The following is a 22,654-nucleotide window of genomic DNA, read 5'->3' on the forward strand; positions in this document are numbered from 1 at the left end:
GAAAGGACACCAGATGGACCTCGGACTCCACGGCAAGACCGCTGTCGTCACGGGCGGAAGCAAAGGCATCGGGCTCGCGGTCGTGCGCGCACTCCGTACCGAAGGAATGAGAGTCGTCACCGGCTCGCGGACCATCACCGCGGAACTGAAGGAAACCGGCGCGGTGCCGGTCGTGGTGGATCTTGCCACTCCCGATGGCGCGGCCCAGCTCGTCGATGCCGCCCTTGCCGAACTCGGCGGCATCGACGTGCTGATCAACAATGTCGGCGTCGGAGACCCCGCCAGGCTCGCCGACGGCGCGCTGCTCCTGGTGGAGGATCTGCCGGACAGCGAATGGGAACACACGTTCGACGTGAACTTCTACAGTGCTCTGCGGATGAGCCGCGCGGCGCTGCCAAGCCTGGCCGAACGTCGTGGAGTGATCGTCAATGTGTCCTCGGCCGGAGCGCGGATCGTCAGCGCCGGCCCCGCGCACTACAACGTCGCGAAGGCCGCCCTGAACGCGCTCACGAAGGTCATCGCCGAACAGTACGGAGGACGCGGGGTGCGGGCGATCACGGTGTCACCCGGTCCGGTCAGCACCGGGCTCTGGCTCGACGCCGACGGTTTCATCGGCCAACTCGCCCGCCGTCAAGGTATGGACCATGAGATGTTCGCAGACCAGTTGCAGCAGTCGCTGGGCGCCTCCTCCGGACGTATGTCCACACCCGAGGAGGTCGCTCGACTGATCGCTTTCGCCGCCTCGCCCGGCAACATCACCGGTGCGGAGTTGCTCATTGACGGCGGCCAGGTGAAACACCTGTAGCAGCCGTGCCGCCGATCTTCGGTACGGGCTGCGCTAAATCGGTGCGGGCGGGTGGCCGATGAGAGGGGCATGGCGGGTCGGCTGTTCGAGCAGGCGCAGGCTGCCGGTCTGCTGCGGATCCTCGACGCGGCGCCGGACGCGTTCGTCAGCATGGACGCCGACGGTGTGGTGCGGACCTGGAACGTGGCGGCGGAACGGCTGCTCGGCTGGAGTGAGTGCGAGGCGGTGGGCCGGCCGCTCAGTGAGCTGCTGAGCGATCGTGCGGGGGCGGAGGAGCAGTCACGGGCTGCTTTCGAGGCCAGTCCGCTCGGGATGGCCATCACCGACGACCTGGGCCGGTATGTTCAGGTCAACGCCGCGTATGCGCGGATGCTCGGCTACGAGCCGGCCGCTCTGGCCGGGTGCGACTCGCGGGAGTTCACCGATCCGGACGATGCGGCGGGCGCCGCTCGGGTGCCGGCGGGTGTGCGGCAGGTCCGGCTGGTCCGGGCGGACGGGACCCGGGTGTGGGCGCGGGTGACGATCACCGCGATCCGCGGCCCGGACGGCGGGCGGCGGCTGCTGGTTTAGGCCGAGGACATCACCGCCCGCAAACGGGCGCAGGAACACGCTGACCGGGCGACCGGCCGGCTGCGAACGATCATCGCGGTGCAGCGGGAGGTCGCCGCCGCGGCCACCGACCGTGACGTCGTGTTGCCGCTGGTCGCCGAACGGGCGTTGCAGGCCCTGGCCGGCGCCGACGCGGCGATGGTCGGCCTGGTCGACGGCGACGAACTGTATGCCGCGGCGGCCACCGGTGTGCTGCGGGCCTTCGCCGGGTCCCGGGTCCCGGTCGCGGGTTCGCTGGCCGGTTCGGTCGTGACCTCCGGCACCACGTTGCACTGCGACGACACCGCCACCGATGCCCGGGTGCTGCGGACCAACCGCATGGCCGCCTCTGTCGGTTCGATGATCGTGGCACCCTTGTTCGCCGACGGCGCCGTGTTCGGCACACTTGGCGTCTCCAGCCGGCAGGCGCACGCCTTCGACGACGCCGACATCGAACACCTGACACTGCTCGCCGACGCCCTGACCGGTGCGTTGCGGCACGCCGAGGCGATCCGGCTGGAAGCCGAAGCGCTGCAACGCGCCACCGAGGCCAACGCGGCGCTGCACGACAGCCAGGCGCGTTTCCGGTCGGCGTTCGAGGACAGCCCACTCGGGATGGTCCTGACCGACCTGACCGCGGCCAACCTCGGCGTCATCCTGCGCGCCAACGCCGCGATGGCCGGGATCACCGGGTACCCCGTCACCGTCCTGACCGGCATGCGGGTCCACGACCTGCACCACGCGGACGAGCATCCCGCGACCGACGAGGCGCTGCGGCTGCTGCTGAGCGGAACCACCGACCGGTTCACCACCGTGTCGCGGTTCCGGCACGCCGACGGGCACATTCTGTGGGTACGAACGCACATCGCGGTCATCCGTGACGATCACAACCGGCCCCGCTACCTGGTCACGCAGGTCGAGGACATCACCGAACAACGGGCGATCGCCCAGCAGTTGCACCAGCGCGCCCACCTGCTGGACCTGACCCAGGACGCGGTCATCCTGCGTGACCTTCGCGGGCACATCGCCTACTGGAACCCGGCAGCCGAACGGATCTACGGCTGGACCGCCGGCGCCGCGGCCGGCCACGACCTGGACCACCTGCTGGGTACCGTCTGCTGCGGCAGCACCACCCGCGACGACATCGACCGGGCCCTCGACGAGCACGGTGTGTGGGCCGGCGAACTCGAGCATCGCCGCGCCGACGGCCGGCCGGTGATCGTCCTGGCCCGTCAGGCGCTGCAACGTGACGCTGACGGGCAGCCCGTGGCCGTCCTGTCGATCAACACCGACGTCACCGCGCGCCGCGCCGCCGAAGCCGCCCGCGATGCCGCCATCACCGATCTGGCCGACCGCAACAGCCAGCTACAGGACGCCAACCAGCTCAAACAAGACCTCATCGGCATGCTCGGCCACGAAATCGGCAACCCGCTGTGCGCGATCCTCGGCTACACCGAAACGATCGCCGAGACCTGGGACGACCTGTCGGCCGACACCCAGAAAACCATGCTGGCCGCCATCGACCGCAACGCCCACCAGCTCGATGACATCGTCCGCGAAGTCCTCACCATGGTCACCCTCGACGCCGGCCGGCTGTCCGCCACCCCCGAATCGGTGAACGTCCACGACCACCTCCGCGTCGCACTCACCAACACCGTGAACAGCACCAGCACCGCGATCGACTGCCCCACCGACCTGACCGCCCGCGTACAGCCCCGACATCTGGCGCAGATTCTGAGCAACCTGCTGTCGAACGCCGCCAAATACGGCGGCGGAGCCACCAGAATCACCGCCCGCGCCACCGGCACCACCGTGCGGATCGCCGTTTGTGACGACGGCCCGGGCGTCCCCACCGACCTGCGAGAACACCTGTTCGAACGATTCACTCGTGCCGCCGCGACCGCCACCACGGTCAAAGGCACCGGACTCGGCCTGCACATCGTGCGGGAACTCGCCCGCGCCAACAACGGCGACATCCACTACGAACCCGCTCCCGGACACGGATCGGCTTTCGTCGTCACCCTGCCCACCGGGGGCGCGTAAGGAGCCAGACGCGTCCAACTGTGTCCAACGGTGTCCAGGATCCGGGGCGGTTCCGCCCGGGTGACGACATCGTCGCTCCTCGATGGCGCCGGTACCCCGACCGGTGACCTACCGAAGGAGGACCAGTGAGGAACCTAGGACGACTGGCGGCGACGGCCTGCGCCCTGGCACTCGCAGTCGCCGGGCTCGCGGCGCCGCCCGCCCACGCGGCACCGCCCGGCAGCACGTTCGGCGCCGATCCGGAGCCGGTGCCCGGCGGCTTCGCATCGTGGTCGGAGCTGTTCACCACCCAGGACCGGATGAACGTCGCCGGCGCCCGCGTCACCGCTGCCGGACGTGCGGACGAGCGCTCCGGGTACGCCGGCGTCATCGCCGACCCGGCCACCCGCGAGCTGCGGGTGTACTGGAAGGGCGCGGCACCGGCCGGGCTGTCGGCGAGGGTGCGCTCGTCCGTACCCATGCGGGTGTTGCCGGCCCTCTACTCCGAGCGTGACCTGCAAGCCGCGGCCGAGCGGCTGCTGGCTCGCGCGGGCGACCAGGTGACCATGGTCGGCCCCCGGGCCGACGGCTCCGGGCTGCTCGTCGGCACCGACGGCGCGGCGATCCCGGCCGCTCGGTACGCGGGCGTCCCGGTGACGCTGGAGACGAACGTCAAGCCGGTGGCGCTGACCCGGGTCAACGACGCGCCGCCGTGGTCCGGCGGCGCGCGCTGGCAGAACGCCACCCGCGGCGGCAGCTGTTCCACCGGTTTCGGCGTGGTACAGGCCGGCGTCAACCGGGTACTGACCGCCGCGCACTGCGGCGAGCCGAACCACCTGGCCGAGGATCCGACCGGACAGGACATCGGCCGGGTGGGTACCGAGGACGACGGCAACGACGTCATGGTGATCAACGGCAACTCGCAGGGACGGGTGTACCTCAACACCTTCGACTCGCTGGGCCGGGTGGTCCAGGAGTTCTCCAGCCCGGTCGTGGGCACCCGCGCCAACCAGGTCGGGAACATCCTCTGCACATCGGGCTCGTTCTCCGGATCCCGGTGCCGGGTCTCGGTGAGCGCCACCGGACTGTGCATCAACCTCTCGACGCCGGCCGAGGGCACCGTGCGGGTGTGCGGGCAGGTGCGTGCCGATCAGCTCGACGGGCTCGCCGCGGCCGGCGAGGGTGACAGCGGTGGCCCGGTCGTGTCCTTCGACGGCGCGGGCACCGGCCGGGTGCTGGCCCACGGCACGATCAGCGGCGGGAGCAGCGCCCAGGAGGTGACGTGCCGCGGGTACGACACGTCCGACCGCAACTGCTCCTCGCGGATCTTCTTCGAGGACATCACCACGGGCCTGGCGGAGATGAGCGCCACCATCCTGCTCGGCTGACGATCAGCCGGCCCGGCCGAGCCTGGCTCGCACCGGGCCGGCGTCCGGGTGGTCGAGCTGATCGAGCATCTCCAGCGCCTGTTCCCACGTACGCTCGGCGGCGCCGAGGTTCTCGCCTGCCGCGAGTGTGTCGCCGAGCCGCACCAGCGAGTCCGCCTCCTGGTACCGATGGCCGAGCGCGTGCCACAGCGCACGCGCTCGCAGGTAGGACTCGGCAGCCTCGTCGTACCGGCCGAGCATGTGCTGCGCCTGCCCGAGGCTGTCCCAGGCGTTGGCGGCGCCGAAGCGGTCGCCGATCTCCTGAAGCACCTCGAGGGCCCGGCGGCAGAACTCCACCGCCTCCACGTGCCGGTCGAGCAGGGTCAGCGACCAGCCGATGCTGTTGTACGCCCGGCCCCGGCCGGACCGGTTGCCCGCGGCGGTGAACAGGCGCAACGACTCCTCGCTGTGGGACAGCGCGTCGTCGTGCCGGTCCTGCCGCGCGGCGACCCAGGTCAGGTCGAACTCGATCCGGCCCTGCCCGGAGAGGTCACCGGCCGCGCGGTACAGGTCGCGGGCCACGGTCAGATGGGCGACCGCCTCGCTGGGACGGCCGAGGTGCACGCTGACCCGGCCCAGACCGCGGTGGACCGGCGCCTCCTCCGCCGGGTCGCCGAGGCGCCGCGCGGCCGGCAACGCGACCTGCTGCACCGCCACCCATCGCGGCCAGTGCCCGCGGCGTTCCAGGAAGTGCGCCAGGGTCCGGGCCAACCGGCACGCGTGCCTGCCGAAGTCCTCGGCCGCGGCCAGCGAGACCGCCCCGACCAGCACCGGCACCTCGGTGTCGAACCAGGCGAGCGCGGCCTCATGGCCGGCGATCGGCTCGGACGTCACCCCGGCGGCGGCCGGCGAGACCGGGATCGGGTCGCGGTGCTCGTCGAGTCGCAGGTCCGCGGCGTGCGCGGTGCACAGGTAGTGGTCGAGGAGCCGGCCGATCGCCGCACGCCGGCCGGCGGCGGTGTCTTCGGCGCCGGCCAACTCGGCGGCATAGGCCCGCAGCAGGTCGTGGCACGAATAGCGGTCCGGTGCTGATTCGGCGGTCAGGGAGGCATCGGTGAGCTCCCGCAGCGCCGGGCGCACCTCGGCCGACGGCAACCCGGCAAGGCTCCCGGCCGCGGCACCGCTGACCTCCGGGCCGGGGTGCAGGGCCAGCAGCCGGAACAGCCGGGCCGCGGGCGGGCTGAGCGATCGGTACGACCAGGAGAACACGGTACGGACGTCGGAGCGCTGTTCGGCGCCGCTGAACGGCTCCAGCCCGCCGCGTGCCGCGCACAGCTCACCGGCCAGTGCGCCCAGCGTGAACTCCGGGTTGAGGGCGGCCCGGGCGGCGACGATCGCCAGCGCCAGCGGCAGACGCGAGCAGGACGCCACCATCGCGTCGGCGGCCCCCGGCTCGGCGGCCAGCCGGGCGGCGCCGAGCCGGGCGGCGAGGAGCTCCCGGGACTCGCCGGCCGTGAGCAGGTCGAGTTTGATCGGCCGGGCACCGTCGAGGCTGACCAGCCCGGCCAGCCGGTCGCGGCTGGTGATCAGCGTGCGGCAGGAACCGCCGCCGGGAAGCAGCGGCCGCACCTGGCTCGCGTCACGGGCGTTGTCGAGCACCAGCAGCAGGCGGCGCTCGACGAGCAGGCTCCGGTAGAGCGCGGCCTGGGCCGGCGCTGTCGGCGGCATCTGGTGCGGCGGCACGCCGAGCGCGTCCAGCACCGCGCGCACCGCGTCGTCCCGCGAGACCGGCACGCCCGCCGGATCGTAACCGCGCAGGTTGAGATAGAGCTGGCCGTCGCGGAACCGCGCGGCCGCCCGATGCGCCCAGTACAGCGCCAGCGCGGTCTTGCCGACGCCGGCCGTGCCCCAGACGGTGACCACCGGCGCCGCATCGCGGCCGTCCGGATCGATCAGCCGGTCGAGCTCGGCCAGCGGCCCGGCCCGGCCGGTGAAATCCGGCAGGGCCGGCGGCAGCTGCCCGAGCACCCGGCCGGCGCCCGGGCGACGGCGCTCCTCGACCAGGTCGCGGGCGGTGGCCAGCAGGCCCTGCTCGGCCGGGGTCGCGCCGAGCAACCGGATCAGCACGTCGAAACGATCGGTGGGTGGCAGCACCCGTCCCGCCAGGTACTCGCCGATGATGCCGTGCGACCAGCCGGTCTTGGCGGCGAGCTCACGGTAGGTGAGCGGGCTCGCTCCTTCCCGGCGGGCCTCCCGGCGGCGGAGCCGGCGCAGCACAGCGGCCAGGGCGGCGACGGTCGTCACATCGGCGATCTCTCGCCGGGACAGCTCGGACACCGGGCAAGCATAGTTGTACGTCGATGTCTGCCGGGTTACGCGAGCACGTGATCCGAGCCCCTACAAGATCTGGCGGGCGACGGTCTAGAGTGGACGCGTGCTGGGAGTCGTCGCGGCCGCGCTTGGCGGGCCTGAGGTGTTGCAGGTGACCGAGCTGCCCGAGCCCGAGGCGGGGCCCGGGCAGGTGGTGGTCCGGATCCGCGCGGTCTGTGTGCACCCGGCCGACATCGCCGCCACCACCGGAGAAATTCCTCGCGGGCCGGTTCCGCCACCGTTCTCGCCCGGGTGGGACATCGCCGGCGAGGTGGCCTCGGTCGGCCCCGACTCGGCGGATTTCGGGGTGGGTGATCGTGTCGTCGGGATGATCCCGTGGTATTTGACGCGGGGCACACCCGGTGGCTATGCCGAGTTCGTGGCCGCCGACGCGGACTGGCTGGTGCGGCTGCCGGACGAGCTCGACTTCGTGTCCGCGGCCACGGTGCCGCTCAACGCCCAGACCGCACACCAGGGGCTGTCACTGGTGTCACTGGCCATGCTGCCGGCCGGCAGCAGCATTCTGGTCACCGGCGCCAGCGGCGGTGTCGGAGGCTTCGCCGCCCAGCTCGCCCTTCAGGGCGGCTACCGCGTCGTGGCCCAGGCGAGCGACGGCGACGAGCAATGGGTACGCGATCTCGGCGCTCACGAGGTGGTCTCCCGTTCCGCCGGTCTGTCCACGGTCGGACCGGTCGGCGCGGTGTTCGACGCGGTCCCCGTCGGCCAGGCGGCGGCCGATACCGTCGAGGACCGGGGAGTCGTGGTCGTTACCCGGCCCACGCCGGACTTCGTTCCGGCACGTGGCGTGCGCCAGGAACTGCAACTCATCCGGCTCGACCGAGAGCTGCTGGCCGACCTGGTGGGGCAGGTGGCGGCCGGGCGCTTGCGTACGCGCGTGGCGGTCACGATGCCGTTGACCGAAGCGGCCGACGCCCACCGGCGGGTGCTGGCAGGTGGGCTGCGCGGAAAGCTCGTGCTGACGGTGGGCTGACGAAGGTGTGCCGACCGGCAGCTCACGCCGTCACAGGGAGGCTGAGGACTTCCGGTCCAGGTACGGATCGGCGTCCGCCCGAGTCGTGAGACAGTCCGTGGGGATCGTGTCGACCGCCGTGCCGGCACCGTCCAGGCACCGGTAACGGACCAGCGCCGCCCACTCGCAGGCGCTCTCGACGACTCCCGCACGGCGGGTGCTGCTCCGGTGCACCCACACCCGGTCGCCCGGCCGGTACGCGGGCAGTTTCTGCGGAGCCGGCTCGTACGTCTCGATGTGTTCCCCGCTCTCGGTAGCCACGACCCAGGTGATACCGGTCCTGTCGGTGGTGTTCGCGTGCCGCTTGGCGCTGAACATCGCCTGGTCCGCGCGGCGCAGCAGATCGGGAAGTTCGGCGGGGCGCCCGGCCGGCACGACGCCGATCGAGGCGGTGACGGAAAGGGTGTGGCCCCGCACCTGCATCGGCGGCGCGATCGCAGCGCTCAGCGAGCCGGCCACCTCGTGCCACCACGCCTCCGGGACGTCGGCGCGCGGCGCGCGCGGCAGCGCGGCGAACTCGTCACCGCCGAACCTGGCCACCAGATGGTCGCCGAGACAGTCAGCCATGCGCCGGGCGACCATGCAGAGGACCTCGTCGCCAGCATCGTGCCCGTAGGTGTCGTTGATCGGCTTGAAACCGTTGAGGTCGAGGATCAGGACGGCCGACGCGCAATCGTCGCCGCGCAGCACCTCCGGGGCGAGCGCGTGGAAGAGGCGGCGGTTGGCGAGTCCGGTGAGCTCGTCGTGGCTGGCCAGCCATCGCAGCGAGGCTCGCTCCTGCTCCAGCTGCTGGACGTGGGCCGCGAGCTGATCGATGCGAGCCTGGAGGCGGGCGGTTTCGGACTCGGTCCCCCGCTGGGCGTCATCTTGCAGTACACCGCCCGTGTCGGCGGCGGCGGGATCGAGGATCCGCATCGGCCGTCCTCTCAAAACCTGCGGTGGACCAGCGGCGAGGGATCGCCTGGCGCCACAGTGGAATCATGACAGTCGACCAAGGCCCGTGCAAGATTTCACGGAGACAACTGTCGCGATGACATGATGCATCGAAGGCGGGTTTCGGCTACCGTATGTACGTGCACTTTCGTGGTGAAAGAGCCGCCCTTGGACATGAGATTGCGATTCTGCACGTCGGGCGGGATTTGAGGGCCACACTCGGCCCATCAATCGGTGGCAGATCGATTACCCACAGTGAGCGCTCCACGGGGAGGAGCACTGATGAGTAGCGAAACTGGCTGGATCATCTCCAGCAGGTCGGCAGGCAACGGAGGCAGTTGCGTCGAGGCCCGCCGCCAGGACGGCCTCATCGAGGTCCGCAACAGCAAGGCACGCGAGGCCGGCACCGTGGTGTTCACGATCGAGGAGTGGGACTCGTTCCTGTTCGGCGCCAAGCGCGGCGAGTTCGACGAGCTCCTGACCGACTGATCACGCCGGCCGTTCAGGTGTTACCGGAACTCTCCGACGGGTACTGAGTCCTTGCTGATGAGGTCGAAGATCCGCCGGTATTCGTCGATCTCGGCCTGCTCCTCCAAATAGAGCGCACCGACGTGGGATTCGAGGTAGACCACGTCGGGGTCGTCCGGATCGTCGAACTCCAGGATCCGGAAGGCACCGGCCATCGCCGCGTGCGCCCCGACCGAGAACGGCAGCACCCGGATGTCGACCGTTTCCTCTCGGGACAGCCGCCGCAGGTGCTCGATCTGCCCTTTCATCACCTGTTCGCCGCCGACCGGCCGCGTCAATGTCTCCTCACCGAGAACCGTCACGAGGCGAATCGGTGGGTTGCGAAGAAACAGCGTCTTCTGCCGCTGCATGCGGAGGTTGATGTGGCGCTCGGCGACCTCCGTGTCGACCGGCTGCTGGGCGCCGAAGACGGCTCGCGCGTAATCCGGGGTCTGCAGCTCGCCGGGAATGACCTCGGCCTCGTACCCGAACATGCGGGATGCGGACGCCTCGAGCCCGACATAAAGCTTGAACCACTCGGGGATGACCGGGCTGGCGTCCCACCACTCCTGCTGTGACGTGCCCAGCGCGAGATCGGCAAGCGCGTCGGTGATGCTCTGGTCCGCACCGTAGAGCCAGCAGAGCGCGCGGACGTTCGCCCCGGTGACCGGCACCTTGCCCGTCTCGATGCGGTGCAGCGTCGGCTCCGAGATGCCCAGGCGCGCTTCCACCACGTCTCGCCGGCTCATGCCGGACGCCATGCGCAGCCGAGTCAACCGCCGCCCCAACGCTCGCCGCACGACGCGTTGGCCTGTGACCGGCACGCCTTACCTCCGCCTTGCCGAACCCATGTGGACGGTGACGCCGACTACCGTACCCGCAACGCCGCGCTGTCAACAGGCGACCCGTCGTTGCGCACCGAACGTGTTATGGAGCCGGGCCGCACCCCCGCGTTCCTGCGCCAGCGTCACGCAAGAGAAATGTAAGCGAGCGTCCCTATCCTCCCTGGCAAATCGCCACAAGATTGGGATATTTCAATGTCAGGGAATTTCAGTTTCATGGACAGACGCGGGCGGCCACTGCTCATGCTGATGGCCATGGCCGTGCTGGTGTCGGCCGTGGGAGTGGTGATCGGGCCCGCGCCGGCGGCGGCCGACGACTGGTATCGGGATCCGTGTTTCAACGCGCAGCAGGAGAACATCGTGCTGTCGTGGGCCGAGACGGAGTTGGAGGCGGCGCCTGATCTGGTCCGGCGGCGATATGGACACAGAACGATTGCTACCGAGCAGACGTACGCCGTGAACTGGTCGACGACTCGGTCGGCTTCGATCACGGTCGAGGGTTCGCTGGATCTCGGGAAGGTTCTCGAGCTGGGTGGCGTGTATCAGTCGCAGATCTCGGTGGTCCAGGCGGAGTCGGACAGCGAGGTCGTGCGTACCGTCCCTGGTGAGTTCGTGACGATGACCCCGTACATCCTGCACCGTTTCGTCAAAGTGATCACCAAGTGGAACAAGACCGACGGCAGCGGTTACTGCGGGATTTCGGCGTCCGTGGCTCGGGTGCCCACGTCCTGGGGCAGATGCAAGGTGCACGACAACATGACGCTCGAGGAGGAGTGCGGGGTCGGCGTCATCCGTTCGGGCCAGGGACCGGGCACCGGCGGCACGACGCCGCCCACGCCGCCGGGGCCGCAGCCGGTGACGGACGTGCGAACCGTGGCCGACGGCACGGTGCTGGCGACGACGGATACGAAACGGATATACAAGATGGTGGGTGGGGCGCCGGTGTGGCAGGCGACCTGCGACAACGGGATCTGTGAGCCGCAGTCTCGGCCGACGAACCAGAGCGTGATCAACGCCGGTCCGGCCACGCCGCGCAACGGTTCGTCGGCGATCGACCAGCGCGGCAGGGTGTACCTCTTCGTCGGTGGCGCACCGCTCTGGCAGGACTCGTGCGCCGCCCCGGTCAACTGCGGCACACCGGTGAAGGTGTCCGACTGGTCGATCGATGCCCGGGAGCACATGAACCGGCTGCCCGCGGACGGAAACCTGGTGCAGGCGGTGTCGAACGGCACCGATCTGCCGGTCGCCGCGACGCTGGGTGGTGCGCTGGTGCCGTTCGCGAACGAGCAGGAGGTCATCGAGACCGGTCACGGCACCGACTGGGGGCGGAAGGTGACCGCGATCAGCGGCAACAGCTATCACACGCTGGGGTTCGACCCGGCCAACGGCACGCTGATCCAGGGCGTGGCCGGTGGTGTCTCCACCGCGGTGGCCGCGCTCGCCGGCAAGGCGATCATCCCGTTCGCCAGCCCGCAGGAGGTCATCGATTCCGGGCACGGCACGAACTGGGCGAGCAAGGTTCGCGCTGTCCCGGCCCGGTTCTTCAACGCGAGGGCCCGGGTGCCCACCGACAACACCCTGATCCAGGGCGCCGGCGGAGGTGCGTCGACGCCGGTGGCGACCATGGTCGGCGGAGCGCGGATCAACTTCGGCAGCCCGCAGGAGGTCATCGACGCCGGCTACGGCACGGACTGGCCGAGCAAGGTCCAGATCATCCCGATCCGGGCGTTCAACGAGCTCCGTGCGGACGTACCGGCCGACGGCACCCTGATCCAGGGCATCAACGGCAGCACCCCGGTCGCCAAGATCGTCGGCGGTGCCGTGGTCCCCTTCGCCAACCCGCAGGAGGTCGTCGACGTCGGCTACGGCGCCGAATGGGCCCTGCACGTACGCGCGGTGCCACCACGCGCATATCAGGCACTGCCGACCGCGCCGGCGGGGAAGACCCTGGTGCAGGGCAAGGCGGGCGGCACCTTGACGGCGGTCGCACAGGTCGTCGGCGGCGCACGCGTCCCGTTCGGCAGCGGCGCGGACGCCACCGCGGTCATCGGCCCGAAATGGTCCGAGCGGGTCCAGCGGATCCCGAGCCGCGCCTACACCGCCATGCCACTCACGCCCTCGGACGGCACCCTCATGGTCAACGAGGCCGGGGTGCTCTACCGGGCGCTGCAGGGCAACGTCGAACGGGCGGCGAGCTGCCCCGAGTCGCCGGCGTGTTCGTCCAGCCTGCCCATGGTGCTGGACAAGCAGTTGGCGGGGATCCGCGAGTACGGGCCGGCGGCGCTGACCTGGGCCGACGCCGACGGTGACGGCAAGGCGGACTACTGCCGCCGCGTCGGCACGGTCAACCAGCAGGACAGCAGGGTCTCCTGCACGCTGTCGACCGGCACCGGCTACGGCGCGACGATCACGTCCGGCGTCATGGACTGGGGATACCTCACCGGGCGGCAGTGGGCCGACATCAACGGGGACGGGAGGGCCGACTACTGCCGGATCGGCGGTGCCGACAACCGTGCCAACGCGTACGCGGCCTGCACGCCGTCCACCGGCACCGGCTTCGGCTCCGCCATCGTCTCCGCGAAGCTCGACGCCGGGCACTCCGTCGGCCGGGCCTGGGCGGACGTCACCGGCGACGGCAGGGCGGACTACTGCCGGGTGCGCGGAACCACCAACCACACCGACGGGTTCGTGTCCTGCACCCCCTCGACCGGAACTGGTTTCGGCGCCGACGTCAACTCGTCCAACCTGGACTGGGGCGCCGCCGCCGGGCGGGCGTTCACCGACTTCAACGGCGACGGAAAGGCGGACTTCTGCCGGGTCGTCGGCACGGTCAACCACACCTCGGCGTACGTGTCCTGCACCGTCTCCACCGGCGGCGGCTTCGGGGCGACGTACGTGTCCCAGGCGACCGACTGGGGGTTCGGCTCCGACCGGGTGTGGGCGGACGTCAACGGCGACAGGAAGGCCGACTACTGCCGCCGTGTCGGTTCCATGGCCGAGCCGAGGATGGCGTGCACGCCCTCGACGGGCACCGGTTTCGGCCCGACGTTCGTCTCCGGCCTGGCGGACTGGGGCCAGCCCGGCAGCCGCACCTGGAACGACGTGAACGGTGACGGAAAGGCGGACTTCTGCCGCGTCCGCGGTACCGCCAACCACACCGACTCGTTCGTGTCCTGCCTGCTGTCGACCGGCACCGGCTTCGGCGCCGAGGTCAACTCGGTGACGACCGTCGACTGGGGCTTCCACGTCGGCCGGGGCTGGGCGGACGTCAACGGCGACGGCCGGGCCGACTACTGCCGCCGGGTCGGCGGCAGCGTCACCGACACCCGGTTGTCCTGCTCCGCCTCCACCGGCAGCGGGTTCGCCACCAGCGTCGTGTCCGGGGTCCTGGACTGGGGTCACGCGGACTGATCAGCCGGGGTTCCGGGCCCGGGTCAGTCAGCCGTCTGACCCGGGCCCGTCCCAGCGGTGCGGTTATCGGGTCGGGCCGTCCAGCCCGTGGACCGCCGGCACCTCGAGCTTCCGGTCTTCGCCGGAGCCGCTCAGGATCACCTCGCGCAGGGAGGTGTTGTTGGTCGTGCTGAGCTCTGCCAGCCGATCCGACGGGTTGGCCTTGACCTCGATGTAGTAGGTGCCGTTCGGCAGGTCGGTGACGTCGAACGACTGGCCGGGCAGGAACTGCGTGTACGTGTCGCCGTTGCCGATGTCGAGCACCTCACGGACGGCGACGGCGGTGTTGGCGCCGCATGAGCTGGAGAGATCCGTGTTGGTCGGCCGGACCTTGGCGTTCGCAATCGTGTAGTCGACCGCGTCCGTGTTGACCAGGCAGAAGGCCTCCTTGCCGCTGCGCACGGCCTCCGTCTGGTCCGCCGTGAGCAGGTTGTACTGGGCGAAGTCGGTGAAGTGCCAGTGCAGGTGGCCCTCCCGCCTGTCCCACTCCATGGTGCCCGCGTTCATCGAGCCGACCTGCTTGCCCTTCGCGTCGTAGAAGTACTGGTACGCGTCCATCAGGTCGGTGCCGGTGCGGCGGAAGCCGTCGACGACCAGCGGCGAGGTGCCGGCGTTCCAAACGGTGGCGCCGAAGACGACGTACTGACGGCCCGGGGTGCTGCCGAGGTCCGCGCCGTCGAACATGCTGATGCCCCAGGCAGGCAACGAGCGCAGGTCGGGGCGGGGCCCCTTGGGCAGAGCCGCCCGGCTGGCCACCGTCTCCGGGCGGCGGGCCGCGGGTCGCAGATCGGGCGAGTACGCCGAGACCTGCTGGGCGGCATCGCCCTCGGTGGCGTGATCGTGGCCGGCGGCGGCGGGCTGGGCGGCCTCGACCTTCGCCTTCGCGCGATCCGACGAGGAGACGCGGGCGCGATCCGCCGCGGAGAGCTCACCCTCGTACACGCTCTCGATCTTGATCGTGAGGTTCGTCCCGGCGCCTGCGATCTTGAAGTAGTCGCGGTACCTCGGGGCGATGTCGACGCTGGCCTGGTAGGTGCCGTCCGGCAGCCCCTCCAGCTCGCTCGGCGCGATGGCGGCCGTCCATCCGCTCTGGATGCCCCAGACGTTGCCGATCTGGAAGGGGTTGCTGTTGAAGCAGTCCACCGGGTACGGGGTGGTGTCCGGCGCGTCCGGCCGGGCCCGGCTGGACTCATAGGTGTTGGGGCAGAAGTCCTGGCTGCCGGAGATCACGGCCGTGCCGTCCGCGTCCGCCATGGTGACGGTCGTGAAGTCCTGGAGACCGCCGAAGTCGGTGACCATACCCGCGGGCAGGGTGACCTTGGACTTCTTACCGTTCTTGGTCACCACCTGCTGGGCGACGATCGGGTCGGCATACGACTTGCGCTTCACCTCGATCTCGAACGGATCCTTGCCGGCGATGAGGTACACACCGATGTTCGGGTCCAGGAAGAAGGAGCCGAACTCGTACACGTACCTGGTGAGGGTGACGTCGGTCGCCGTCGTGACCAGACTCAGTGGTGGCGGCGGCGTGGTGTCGGCCTTGGCCGCCGCTGTGCCGGTGGCGACAAGGCAGGCGCCCATGGCGAGCGCGACGAACGGACGCCATCGGCGCCTGGAGCGGGCGGTGCTGGTCATACGAGATCCTCCCCGAACAGTGGAACCGAGTTGTCGGGTCGCAACGAGTCGGATCTGTCGCGTCAAGACAACGATCAGTTCCCCCGGTGAGGTCATGCGGATGCGGCATCGCGATTCCCCCGTAGTCCTCGTCGCGCCTCCGACATTTCACCCCATCGATGTCCATTGTGTCCACCCCGCCGCTAATGCGGGCAGGTCGGCTGGTACGGCACCTCCGGGATGTACGCGGCCCACTCGTCCGCCGTGAAACCGCCGCCCGCCGCCCCGCAGGCGACCGTCGCGGGCTCGTCCCGCAGCGCGATCAACGACGAGTAGTCCCACAGCACAGCGCGCCGGCCACCGGTCTCCCCTCCGCCAGCCGTCAGCGTCCGCCCGTCCGGATGCGGCAGCAACGTCTTCGACCCCAGTGAGGCGCGCCGCATCGACGTCATCCGGACCGGCCCGGACTGCTCCCCCACGTCCCAGAACGCCACCGAGCCGTCCTCGGACCCGGTGGTCAGCGTCCGCCCGTCCGGCCCGAACGCCACCGACCACACCGCGGCCTTGGTGCCGGTCAGGATCGCCTTCCGGCGAGCCCGGCCGGTGAGGTCCCAGACCGCCGCCGTCCGGTCGGCGCTGCCGGTCGCCAGCGTGCGCCCGTCCGGGCTGAACGCCGCCGCCAGTACGGCGTCGGAGTGTCCCTTGAGCGTCGTGCGCCGCACCGGCTCCGACCGGTCGGTCACGTCCCAGAGAACGACCGACCGCCCTTCGCCCACCGCGACCGTGTTCCCGTCCGGGCTGTAGGTGATGGCCTCGACCCAGCCCTCGCCGTCCAGGATGGACACCGGATCGGGCCGGTACGGGTCGGTGACGTCCCAGAGCATGATGGTGTACGCCCCGATGTCGACCGCGAGCGTGCGCCCGTCCGGGCTGAACGTCAACCGCCCGTCCGGTTCCCCGCCGGGCACCCCACCGGCTGTTCTCGGCGCGCTCGGGTCGCTGACGTCGGTGAGCGTCACCCGCGCGCCGTCCGTCAATCCGCCCACGGCGATCAGGCCGCCGGACGGGCTGACGGCCGCCATCCCGGCGGCCCCGTCGCGGACGCGTACGGTGGCGCGCTCGACCGGGCGGGCCCGGTCCGCGACGTCCCACACCGTCGCCGTGCCGTCGGCCTGCACGGTGGTCAGCCGCCGCCCGTCCGGGGTGAGGGCCGCCGTCACGGTCCGTCCGGTGGTCCCGTCCGCCTCGCCGACGGCCGTCGGCTCACCGTGTGCCGTGGCGTTCCACAGGCTCAGCGTACGGAGGCTGCCGACCGTGGCCAGCGTCCGGCCGTCCGAGCTGAACGACAACGAACTCGGGGAACCGCCGTGGTCGTTGAGCTCGAACATGGGGACCGGTGTGTCGGTCAGGTCCCAGAGCCGCGCCGTCCCGGTGTCGTCGCTGCCGGCCATCGTCCGGCCGTCCGGGCTGAACGCCACGGTGTGGGACCGAGCCTGCGCCGTGCCGTCCCGCCGCGGTTTCGCCGGGTCGTCCAGGCGCCAGAACGCCAGGTTCCCCTCCTCGTCGTTGGTGGCCAGCAGGGGCCGGACCGGGTGGACGGCGACCCGCGCCCAGCGGCCGGGCAGCGTGCCCACCTCGGTGGGGCGGGTTCGATCGGTGATGTCCCAGACGGTTCCGGGCGCGCCGGCGGTCACCACGCTGCGGCCGTCCGGGCTGAACCCCAGCGGCGCCGGATAACCCTTGGCCTGCCGGGTGAGCAGGGTGGGACGGGCGGGGTCGGCCACGTCCCACAGGGACCACGCGCCGTCGAAGTCGACGACGCCGAGCATCCGCCCGTCCGGGCTGAGAGTGGTCCACTTACCCATCTCCACGGGCACGGTGGCGAGCAGCACTGGATGGGCCGGATCGGACACGTCGAAGAGGTGCGGCGCGAGCTCATAGCCGCCGGAGATCACGAGTAACCGGCCGTCCCGGCTGAAGACGGGCTGGGCGGTGAAGAGAAAGCCGTCGAGCGGGGCGAGCCGGACCGGGTTGGCCCGGTCGGCAACGCTCCACAACCCGGCCAGGAAATCGGACTCGACGACGGCGATGACGTCGCCCGGCCCGTACGCGGCGTACCAGGCGTCGCTCACGGTGCCGGCCCGGCGGGCGGAGGTGACGATTCCGGCCAGCTCCGTGCGGGCCTCGGTGCCCGGCTGGATCCGCTGTGCGGCGATGCCCAGCCGCAACGCCGTCACCGGGTCGGTGTCGATCGTCGTCTTCGCCTGGTTGATCAGGCGCCGCCCGGTGGTGACCCTCTTCTGTTCCTCGGCGTTGGCCTCCTGGCGGCGGGCCTCCTCGGCGGCGACCTCGGCCTTCCGCTCGTTCTGCTCGGCGACAGCCTTCTGCCGGAGAGCCTCCTCCGCCGCCTCCCCGGCGATGGCCTTCTGCCGCAGGGCCTCCGCCGCGGCCTCCTCAGCCATCCGCTGCTGCTGCTGGGCGTTGCGCCGCTGCCGTTCGGTCTCCGCGGCGGCCTCCTCGGCGAGACGTTGCTGCTGCTCCGCGATGATCCGCTGGCTTGTCGCCTCCCGCGACGAACGGAGCGCCAGCTCGCGTTGCTCGCGGGCCACCGCCTCCTGCTGCCGCGCCAGTTCCTGAGCGCGTTTCGCCAGCTCCTGCTGACGGCGTGCGGCCTTCTCCTGCCGTTCCGCTTCGGCCGCCGCCCGCTGCGCCGCGTCCTGCTGTTCCCGGGCGCGCTCCTCCTGCTGCTTGCGTTCGGTGGTGGCGGCGCGTGCCCGCGCCTCCTGCGTGTGCGCGTTCTCCGCCTGCACCCGGGCGTTCTCCTCCTGGCGGCGGGCCTGTTCGGCGTACCGCTCCGCCTCGCCGCGCTGGTGTGAGGCGTCCTGCTGCTGGCGCTGAGCCTCCACCGCCGCGGCCGTGGCCCGGTCGGCGTTGTGGTCCGCGAGCACGGCGGTCCCGGACGCCACCACGGTCAGCAGGGCGACGGCCGCCACCGCCACCCGGCGCAGCCGGCGGCCCTGCCGGTGCTGCCGGAGATCCTCGCTCTCCAGCTCGTCCTTGCTGACCCCGTGCATGGGCGCGGCCAGTTCCGCGATGGCGTCCCGGAAGCGGGAGTCGCGCAGATTCAGCTTCCGGTCGTCGTGCGCCCAGCGCAGGTCGAGGAAGAGCGGCTCCTCGGCGAACACGCCGCGCAGCGCGTCCGGAACGGCCGTCGAGTCCGCGGACAGGTCACCGCGATCCGCGTCCCACCGCCACTCACCGTCGGTCACCACCGGCAGGATCCGGCCGGCCGGTTTCGTCGCGATCCAGTACTCGATCTCCCGGTTCACCCACGCCGACCGGGCCGCCGCCGGGGAGGCGAGCAGCACGAACCACTCGGAACCGTCCAGCGCCTTCTGGATCGACGACCACAGCCCGGGCGTCACCGACAGGCCGGTCTGGTCCCGGAAGATCCACAATGCCCGGCGGCGATGCCAGGGCTTCGCGAGCCGGTGCAGCCCACGCTGGACCGCCGGCGCCAGCTTGCCGTCCGCGGCGTGGCTGTACGAGATGAAGCCGTTGAAGCTCATGCCCCGGATCCCTGTCGTCGGTTGTCAACGCCGACCGATTGTGCACGCCGAGGGCCATCGGCGGAATCAGATACGTAGTCCCGTGGCGAGAGGCCGTGGAAGCGGGTGAAGGCGGCGCTGAAGGTCGGCAGGTGGGCGTAGCCGACCCGGCGGGCGACAGCGCTGGGTTTGGCGCCGCCGGCGAGCAGGCCGCGGGCTATCCGCATGCGGGCGGCGTAGCGCCAGCGGGCGAAGCTCATACCGGTCTGTTCGCGGAAGGCCCGGTGGGTGTCGGCGGGCAGGTCGAACTTCGGGCCGCCGGAGGTACCGATGCCGCGCAGGTAGTCCATGGCCGCTCGCCGTGCCCGGGCGTCGGCCGGCATCGGTACCGACAGCGCTCGCTGTGCGGCGACCTGGTCGGCGAAGAGATCGAGGATGTGGCTGGGGTCGTAGTCGTCCGGGCGCACCGGGGTGCGGGCACTGATGGAGCAGAACATCAGGTAGTCGTCCCAGGCGGGCGAGAACTGGGCCTGCAGCGGCTCGGTCAGCTGCAGGTCCCCGGTTCCGGCGTTCCCGAGCGGCAGCGAGATCGAGTTCTCGCGGACACCCATGGTGTGCTCGGAGCCCGCGGGGATCCAGGTCGCGACGCCTCGCGGCTGCTCATAGCGATGCTCGCCGATGTCCAGGTACCCGCTGCCGCGATACGTCCAGACGAGCACGTGGACGTTGTTCGTGTGCGACGGCGTGCGGGCCGCGGGCAACATGTCAGGCACCGCGGGGGCGTTCTCCGCCCCCATGATCCGCATCAGGTCGTCGGCCTGGCGGGCCGCCGCCGCGCGTTGGGTCAGCACATTCGCGACCGGCCGGGCGGAGCGGTCCCGGCCGAACTCGTGCGGGGTCTGCCGGAACTGCTGCTTGAACGCGCGGGTGAAACCGTTCTGAGTGGCGAAACCCACGCGGGCCGCGATCTGACCGGCGCCGTATCCGGCAGCGAGGTACTCGGCAGCGGCGTTCAACCGGCATCGCAGCCGCCACTGCTCGAAGGTCAGCCCGGTGTCAGCGCGGAAGTCGCGGAGCAGGGTGCGCGGGCTGGACAGCACCCGTTCCGCCCATTCAGCGATGGTGAGGTCGAGCGCCGGATTCCGCAGCAGTTCGTCGGCCACCTCCCGGGCCCCGCCGGCCGTCGGCATGACCGGATCGACCGCGAACGCCGGTTCCGGAGGTCCTGATCCGGGGCGGCGGAGCAGATCGGCGAGCACGTCCTGGGAGTATCCGTGGCTGGTCAGCGGCGTGATCATGAAGTTGAAGCTCTGGATCAGCCAGTCCTGCCAGCCCTCGGGAATCGCGAACCGTCTCGGCTCGGACAGGGCCTCGGCCGCGATGCTCGGATGCGTCAGCAGCGGGAAGGCGACCGTGCCCGGCTCGGTGACGATCGTCCAATGGCTTCCGACGTCGGCCGGAATCCAGACACCCTCGCCGGCGGCCAGCCGGAACTCCGGATCCCCCACCCGGACGCACGCCGAGCCGGTCCGGACCCAGAGCAGGAGATGCTCGCTCTGATCCCACAGACCGCTCGACCGCACTCGAGGAATCGGCGGAGGTAGATCAACACCCACCATGTCCTAACTATATGGCGACCTGCGCACACTATTGAAGGTTAGGCTCACCTAACTCGCACCGATCTGAAAGGGCCTTTCCCAGCATGCCGAAGACCTCACGCCGGATCACCGTGCATCCCCTGACCCTGCGGGAGGTCGAGGTCGTCCGGGTGACGGATCTGACGCCCGGGATGCGGCGGATCACGTTGGCCGGCGCGCAGCTGGGCGAGTTCACCTCGGCGAACGGCTTCGCCCAACCGGCGTTCGTCTCGACCGGCTTCGACGACGACGTCCGGCTGGTGTTCCGCTACCCCGGCCAGACCGAGCCGGTGCTGCCCGTACAGACGGAAAAAGGTGTCGACCTGCCCCGCGATCCCCGCCCCCTGTCGCGGATCTACACCGTGCGCCGCTGGGACCCGGAAGCGCGGGAACTGGACATCGACGTCGTCAAGCACGGCATCGGTGTGGGCACCACGTGGGCGTACCGCGCCCAGGTCGGGGACCGCATCCACTTCTTCGGCCCGAGCGCGTCCCGAGCGCTCCCCCACGACGCGGACTGGCTCCTGGTCGCCGGGGACGACACGACGATCCCGGCGATCGCCCGCCTGCTCGACGAGCTGCCCGAGGACACCAGGGCCCAGGTGTTCATCGAGATCGCCGAGAACGAGCACCGCCAGGAGTTGCGTGAGCGGCCCGGCGTCGAGGTGAACTGGCTCGTACGCGACGGCGCCGAGGCCGGCACGACCACCCACCTGGTCGACGCGGTCCGGAACTGCGGCTGGTGGGACGGCCGGCCGTTCGCGTGGCTCGCCGGGCAACAGGCGGCGGTGCGAGACATCCGGCGCCATCTGGTCGAGGACCGGGGGGTGCCCAAGGAGGACATCGAGTTCACCGGGTACTGGCGTCGCGGTGAGGTCGTCGCCCTGGAGGAGGACGCCGCGGTGCCCGACCCCGCGAAGACGAAGACCCCGTTCGAGAGGCTGCACGACCTGACCGAGCTGATCGCGCCGATGGCGATCCGCACCGCCGTCGAACTGGGAGTGCCCGAGCTGATCTCCCGGGGCGTGACCAGCGTCGCGGACCTGGCCGCCAGGGCGGGCGCCGACGAGCGGGCGCTGGGCAAACTGCTGCGCTACCTGCACACGCTGGACGTCCTCACCCCGACCGAGCCGAACTGCTACCGGTTGACGCCGGTCGGTGAGGTCCTGACCGTCGAGTTCGTCGCCAACGCCCTGCATCCCGCCGGGGTGGTGGGGCGCGAGATGCTCGGCATCCGCGGGCTCACCGAGTCGATCCGCACCGGTCGCGCCTCCTACGCCTCGGTCACCGGGCAGACCTTCGCCGAGGTGCGCGCCGAACAGCACTACGAGGACCGCTACCTGGAACGCCTCGCGCTGTTCCAGGCCGCGCTGGCCGAGCCGATCGCCACGTCCGACATCCTCAAGGGTGTCCGGCACCTGGTGCTCCACTCCGGCGGCGCGGGCGCACAGGCACGCGAGTTCGTCGCCGCCCACCCCGACCTGCGCGTGACGATCTGCGCGCTGCCCGCCCAGGCCGACTGGCTGCGCCGCGACCTGCCCGCCGCCGTTCCCGACGAGCAGCAGCGCGCGCGGGTCAGCGTGGTCGAGCAGTCCGTCTTCGAGCCCAGCCCCGCCGCGGACGCTGTGTTCGTCATCCGCGCCTTCAAGACCCTGGCCGACGCCGATGCCGCCCACGCCCTGCGCCGGGCCGCCGAGAACCTCCTCCCGGGAGGCCGGGTGCTGCTGGTCGAGGACCTCTTCGACACCGACGACCTCGACGAGCACGACGGTGAAGCAGACCTGCTCGCCCTCACCGTGCACGGCTCCGGCCTGCGCACCGGCACCGAACTCGACGCCGTCATCACCCGAGCCGGGCTGGCCCGCCGCACCGCGCACACCGTCGGCTGGGGCACCACCGTCCACGAACTCGTACCCACCTTCACCCCATAAAAAAGAGGAA

General features: G+C 70.9%; 14 protein-coding genes. 8 read left to right on the top strand and 6 right to left on the bottom strand.

Annotated elements, in window-relative coordinates; genetic code table 11:
• Window positions 1–13: 13 nt before the first annotated feature.
• From AB0M02_RS36000 to AB0M02_RS36015, 4 genes are all read left to right on the top strand, one after another.
• Window positions 14–805, top strand: a complete 792-nt coding sequence (locus AB0M02_RS36000) for an SDR family oxidoreductase (RefSeq protein ID WP_364235374.1) — start codon at window positions 14–16, stop codon at window positions 803–805.
• A gap of 69 nt (window positions 806–874) precedes the next feature.
• Window positions 875–1,375 (top strand): PAS domain S-box protein, encoded by a 501-nt coding sequence (locus tag AB0M02_RS36005; protein WP_364235376.1) that lies wholly within the window; start codon window positions 875–877, stop codon window positions 1,373–1,375.
• Between the two features lie 78 nt (window positions 1,376–1,453).
• On the top strand, window positions 1,454–3,436 hold the full coding sequence (locus AB0M02_RS36010; RefSeq protein ID WP_364235379.1) for a PAS domain S-box protein: 1,983 nt from the start codon (window positions 1,454–1,456) through the stop codon (window positions 3,434–3,436).
• A 125-nt stretch (window positions 3,437–3,561) separates the two neighbouring features.
• Window positions 3,562–4,803: a hypothetical protein gene (locus AB0M02_RS36015; RefSeq protein ID WP_364235380.1), complete on the top strand. Its 1,242-nt coding sequence runs from the start codon at window positions 3,562–3,564 to the stop codon at window positions 4,801–4,803.
• Between the two features lie 3 nt (window positions 4,804–4,806).
• Here AB0M02_RS36015 and AB0M02_RS36020 read toward each other — a convergent pair whose 3' ends face one another.
• Window positions 4,807–7,119 (bottom strand): tetratricopeptide repeat protein, encoded by a 2,313-nt coding sequence (locus tag AB0M02_RS36020; protein WP_364235382.1) that lies wholly within the window; start codon window positions 7,117–7,119, stop codon window positions 4,807–4,809.
• A gap of 97 nt (window positions 7,120–7,216) precedes the next feature.
• Between AB0M02_RS36020 and AB0M02_RS36025 the strand changes: the two genes are divergently transcribed.
• Entirely contained in the window at window positions 7,217–8,143 is a 927-nt protein-coding gene (locus AB0M02_RS36025; protein WP_364235384.1) for an NADP-dependent oxidoreductase, read from the top strand.
• A 30-nt stretch (window positions 8,144–8,173) separates the two neighbouring features.
• On the opposite strand, the gene AB0M02_RS36030 is transcribed toward AB0M02_RS36025, so the two are convergent.
• A complete protein-coding gene (locus tag AB0M02_RS36030; protein WP_364235385.1) occupies window positions 8,174–9,097 on the bottom strand; it encodes a GGDEF domain-containing protein in 924 nt (307 codons plus the stop codon).
• Between the two features lie 300 nt (window positions 9,098–9,397).
• Here AB0M02_RS36030 and AB0M02_RS36035 point away from each other — a divergent pair, with 300 nt between their 5' ends.
• The gene (locus AB0M02_RS36035) at window positions 9,398–9,604 is read left to right on the top strand and encodes a DUF397 domain-containing protein (RefSeq protein WP_364235387.1); all 207 of its coding nucleotides are present in this window, start codon (window positions 9,398–9,400) and stop codon (window positions 9,602–9,604) included.
• Between the two features lie 20 nt (window positions 9,605–9,624).
• On the opposite strand, the gene AB0M02_RS36040 is transcribed toward AB0M02_RS36035, so the two are convergent.
• Window positions 9,625–10,446, bottom strand: coding sequence for a helix-turn-helix transcriptional regulator (locus AB0M02_RS36040; protein WP_364235388.1), 822 nt, complete (start codon window positions 10,444–10,446; stop codon window positions 9,625–9,627).
• A 234-nt stretch (window positions 10,447–10,680) separates the two neighbouring features.
• Between AB0M02_RS36040 and AB0M02_RS36045 the strand changes: the two genes are divergently transcribed.
• Window positions 10,681–13,875, top strand: coding sequence for a VCBS repeat-containing protein (locus AB0M02_RS36045; RefSeq protein WP_364235390.1), 3,195 nt, complete (start codon window positions 10,681–10,683; stop codon window positions 13,873–13,875).
• A 63-nt stretch (window positions 13,876–13,938) separates the two neighbouring features.
• On the opposite strand, the gene AB0M02_RS36050 is transcribed toward AB0M02_RS36045, so the two are convergent.
• The 3 genes from AB0M02_RS36050 to AB0M02_RS36060 all read right to left on the bottom strand — a co-directional run bounded on the left by AB0M02_RS36050 (window position 13,939) and on the right by AB0M02_RS36060 (window position 20,659).
• Window positions 13,939–15,549 carry a lysyl oxidase family protein gene (locus AB0M02_RS36050; RefSeq protein WP_364235392.1) on the bottom strand — a complete coding sequence of 537 codons (1,611 nt, stop codon included), beginning with the start codon at window positions 15,547–15,549 and terminating at the stop codon, window positions 13,939–13,941.
• A 182-nt stretch (window positions 15,550–15,731) separates the two neighbouring features.
• Window positions 15,732–19,097: a TIR domain-containing protein gene (locus tag AB0M02_RS36055; protein ID WP_364235394.1), complete on the bottom strand. Its 3,366-nt coding sequence runs from the start codon at window positions 19,095–19,097 to the stop codon at window positions 15,732–15,734.
• Window positions 19,094–20,659, bottom strand: coding sequence for an AraC family transcriptional regulator (locus AB0M02_RS36060; protein ID WP_364235396.1), 1,566 nt, complete (start codon window positions 20,657–20,659; stop codon window positions 19,094–19,096). Before AB0M02_RS36060 ends, AB0M02_RS36055 begins: the two co-directional genes overlap by 4 nt.
• A gap of 119 nt (window positions 20,660–20,778) precedes the next feature.
• Between AB0M02_RS36060 and AB0M02_RS36065 the strand changes: the two genes are divergently transcribed.
• Window positions 20,779–22,644 (top strand): siderophore-interacting protein, encoded by a 1,866-nt coding sequence (locus tag AB0M02_RS36065; RefSeq protein WP_364235398.1) that lies wholly within the window; start codon window positions 20,779–20,781, stop codon window positions 22,642–22,644.
• Window positions 22,645–22,654: the final 10 nt, after the last annotated feature.

The organism is Actinoplanes sp. NPDC051861 (genome assembly GCF_040681145.1).
GTDB lineage: Bacteria > Actinomycetota > Actinomycetes > Mycobacteriales > Micromonosporaceae > Actinoplanes.

Excerpts from the sequence above, each read along its gene's own strand:
- AB0M02_RS36045 (WP_364235390.1), top strand. The coding sequence starts at position 10,681 with ATGGACAGACGCGGGCGGCCACTGCTCATGCTGATGGCCATGGCCGTG.
- AB0M02_RS36035 (WP_364235387.1), top strand. The coding sequence starts at position 9,398 with ATGAGTAGCGAAACTGGCTGGATCATCTCCAGCAGGTCGGCAGGCAAC.
- AB0M02_RS36055 (WP_364235394.1), bottom strand. The coding sequence starts at position 19,097 with ATGAGCTTCAACGGCTTCATCTCGTACAGCCACGCCGCGGACGGCAAG.
- AB0M02_RS36050 (WP_364235392.1), bottom strand. The coding sequence starts at position 15,549 with ATGACCAGCACCGCCCGCTCCAGGCGCCGATGGCGTCCGTTCGTCGCG.
- AB0M02_RS36005 (WP_364235376.1), top strand. The coding sequence starts at position 875 with ATGGCGGGTCGGCTGTTCGAGCAGGCGCAGGCTGCCGGTCTGCTGCGG.
- AB0M02_RS36030 (WP_364235385.1), bottom strand. The coding sequence starts at position 9,097 with ATGCGGATCCTCGATCCCGCCGCCGCCGACACGGGCGGTGTACTGCAA.
- AB0M02_RS36065 (WP_364235398.1), top strand. The coding sequence starts at position 20,779 with ATGCCGAAGACCTCACGCCGGATCACCGTGCATCCCCTGACCCTGCGG.
- AB0M02_RS36000 (WP_364235374.1), top strand. The coding sequence starts at position 14 with ATGGACCTCGGACTCCACGGCAAGACCGCTGTCGTCACGGGCGGAAGC.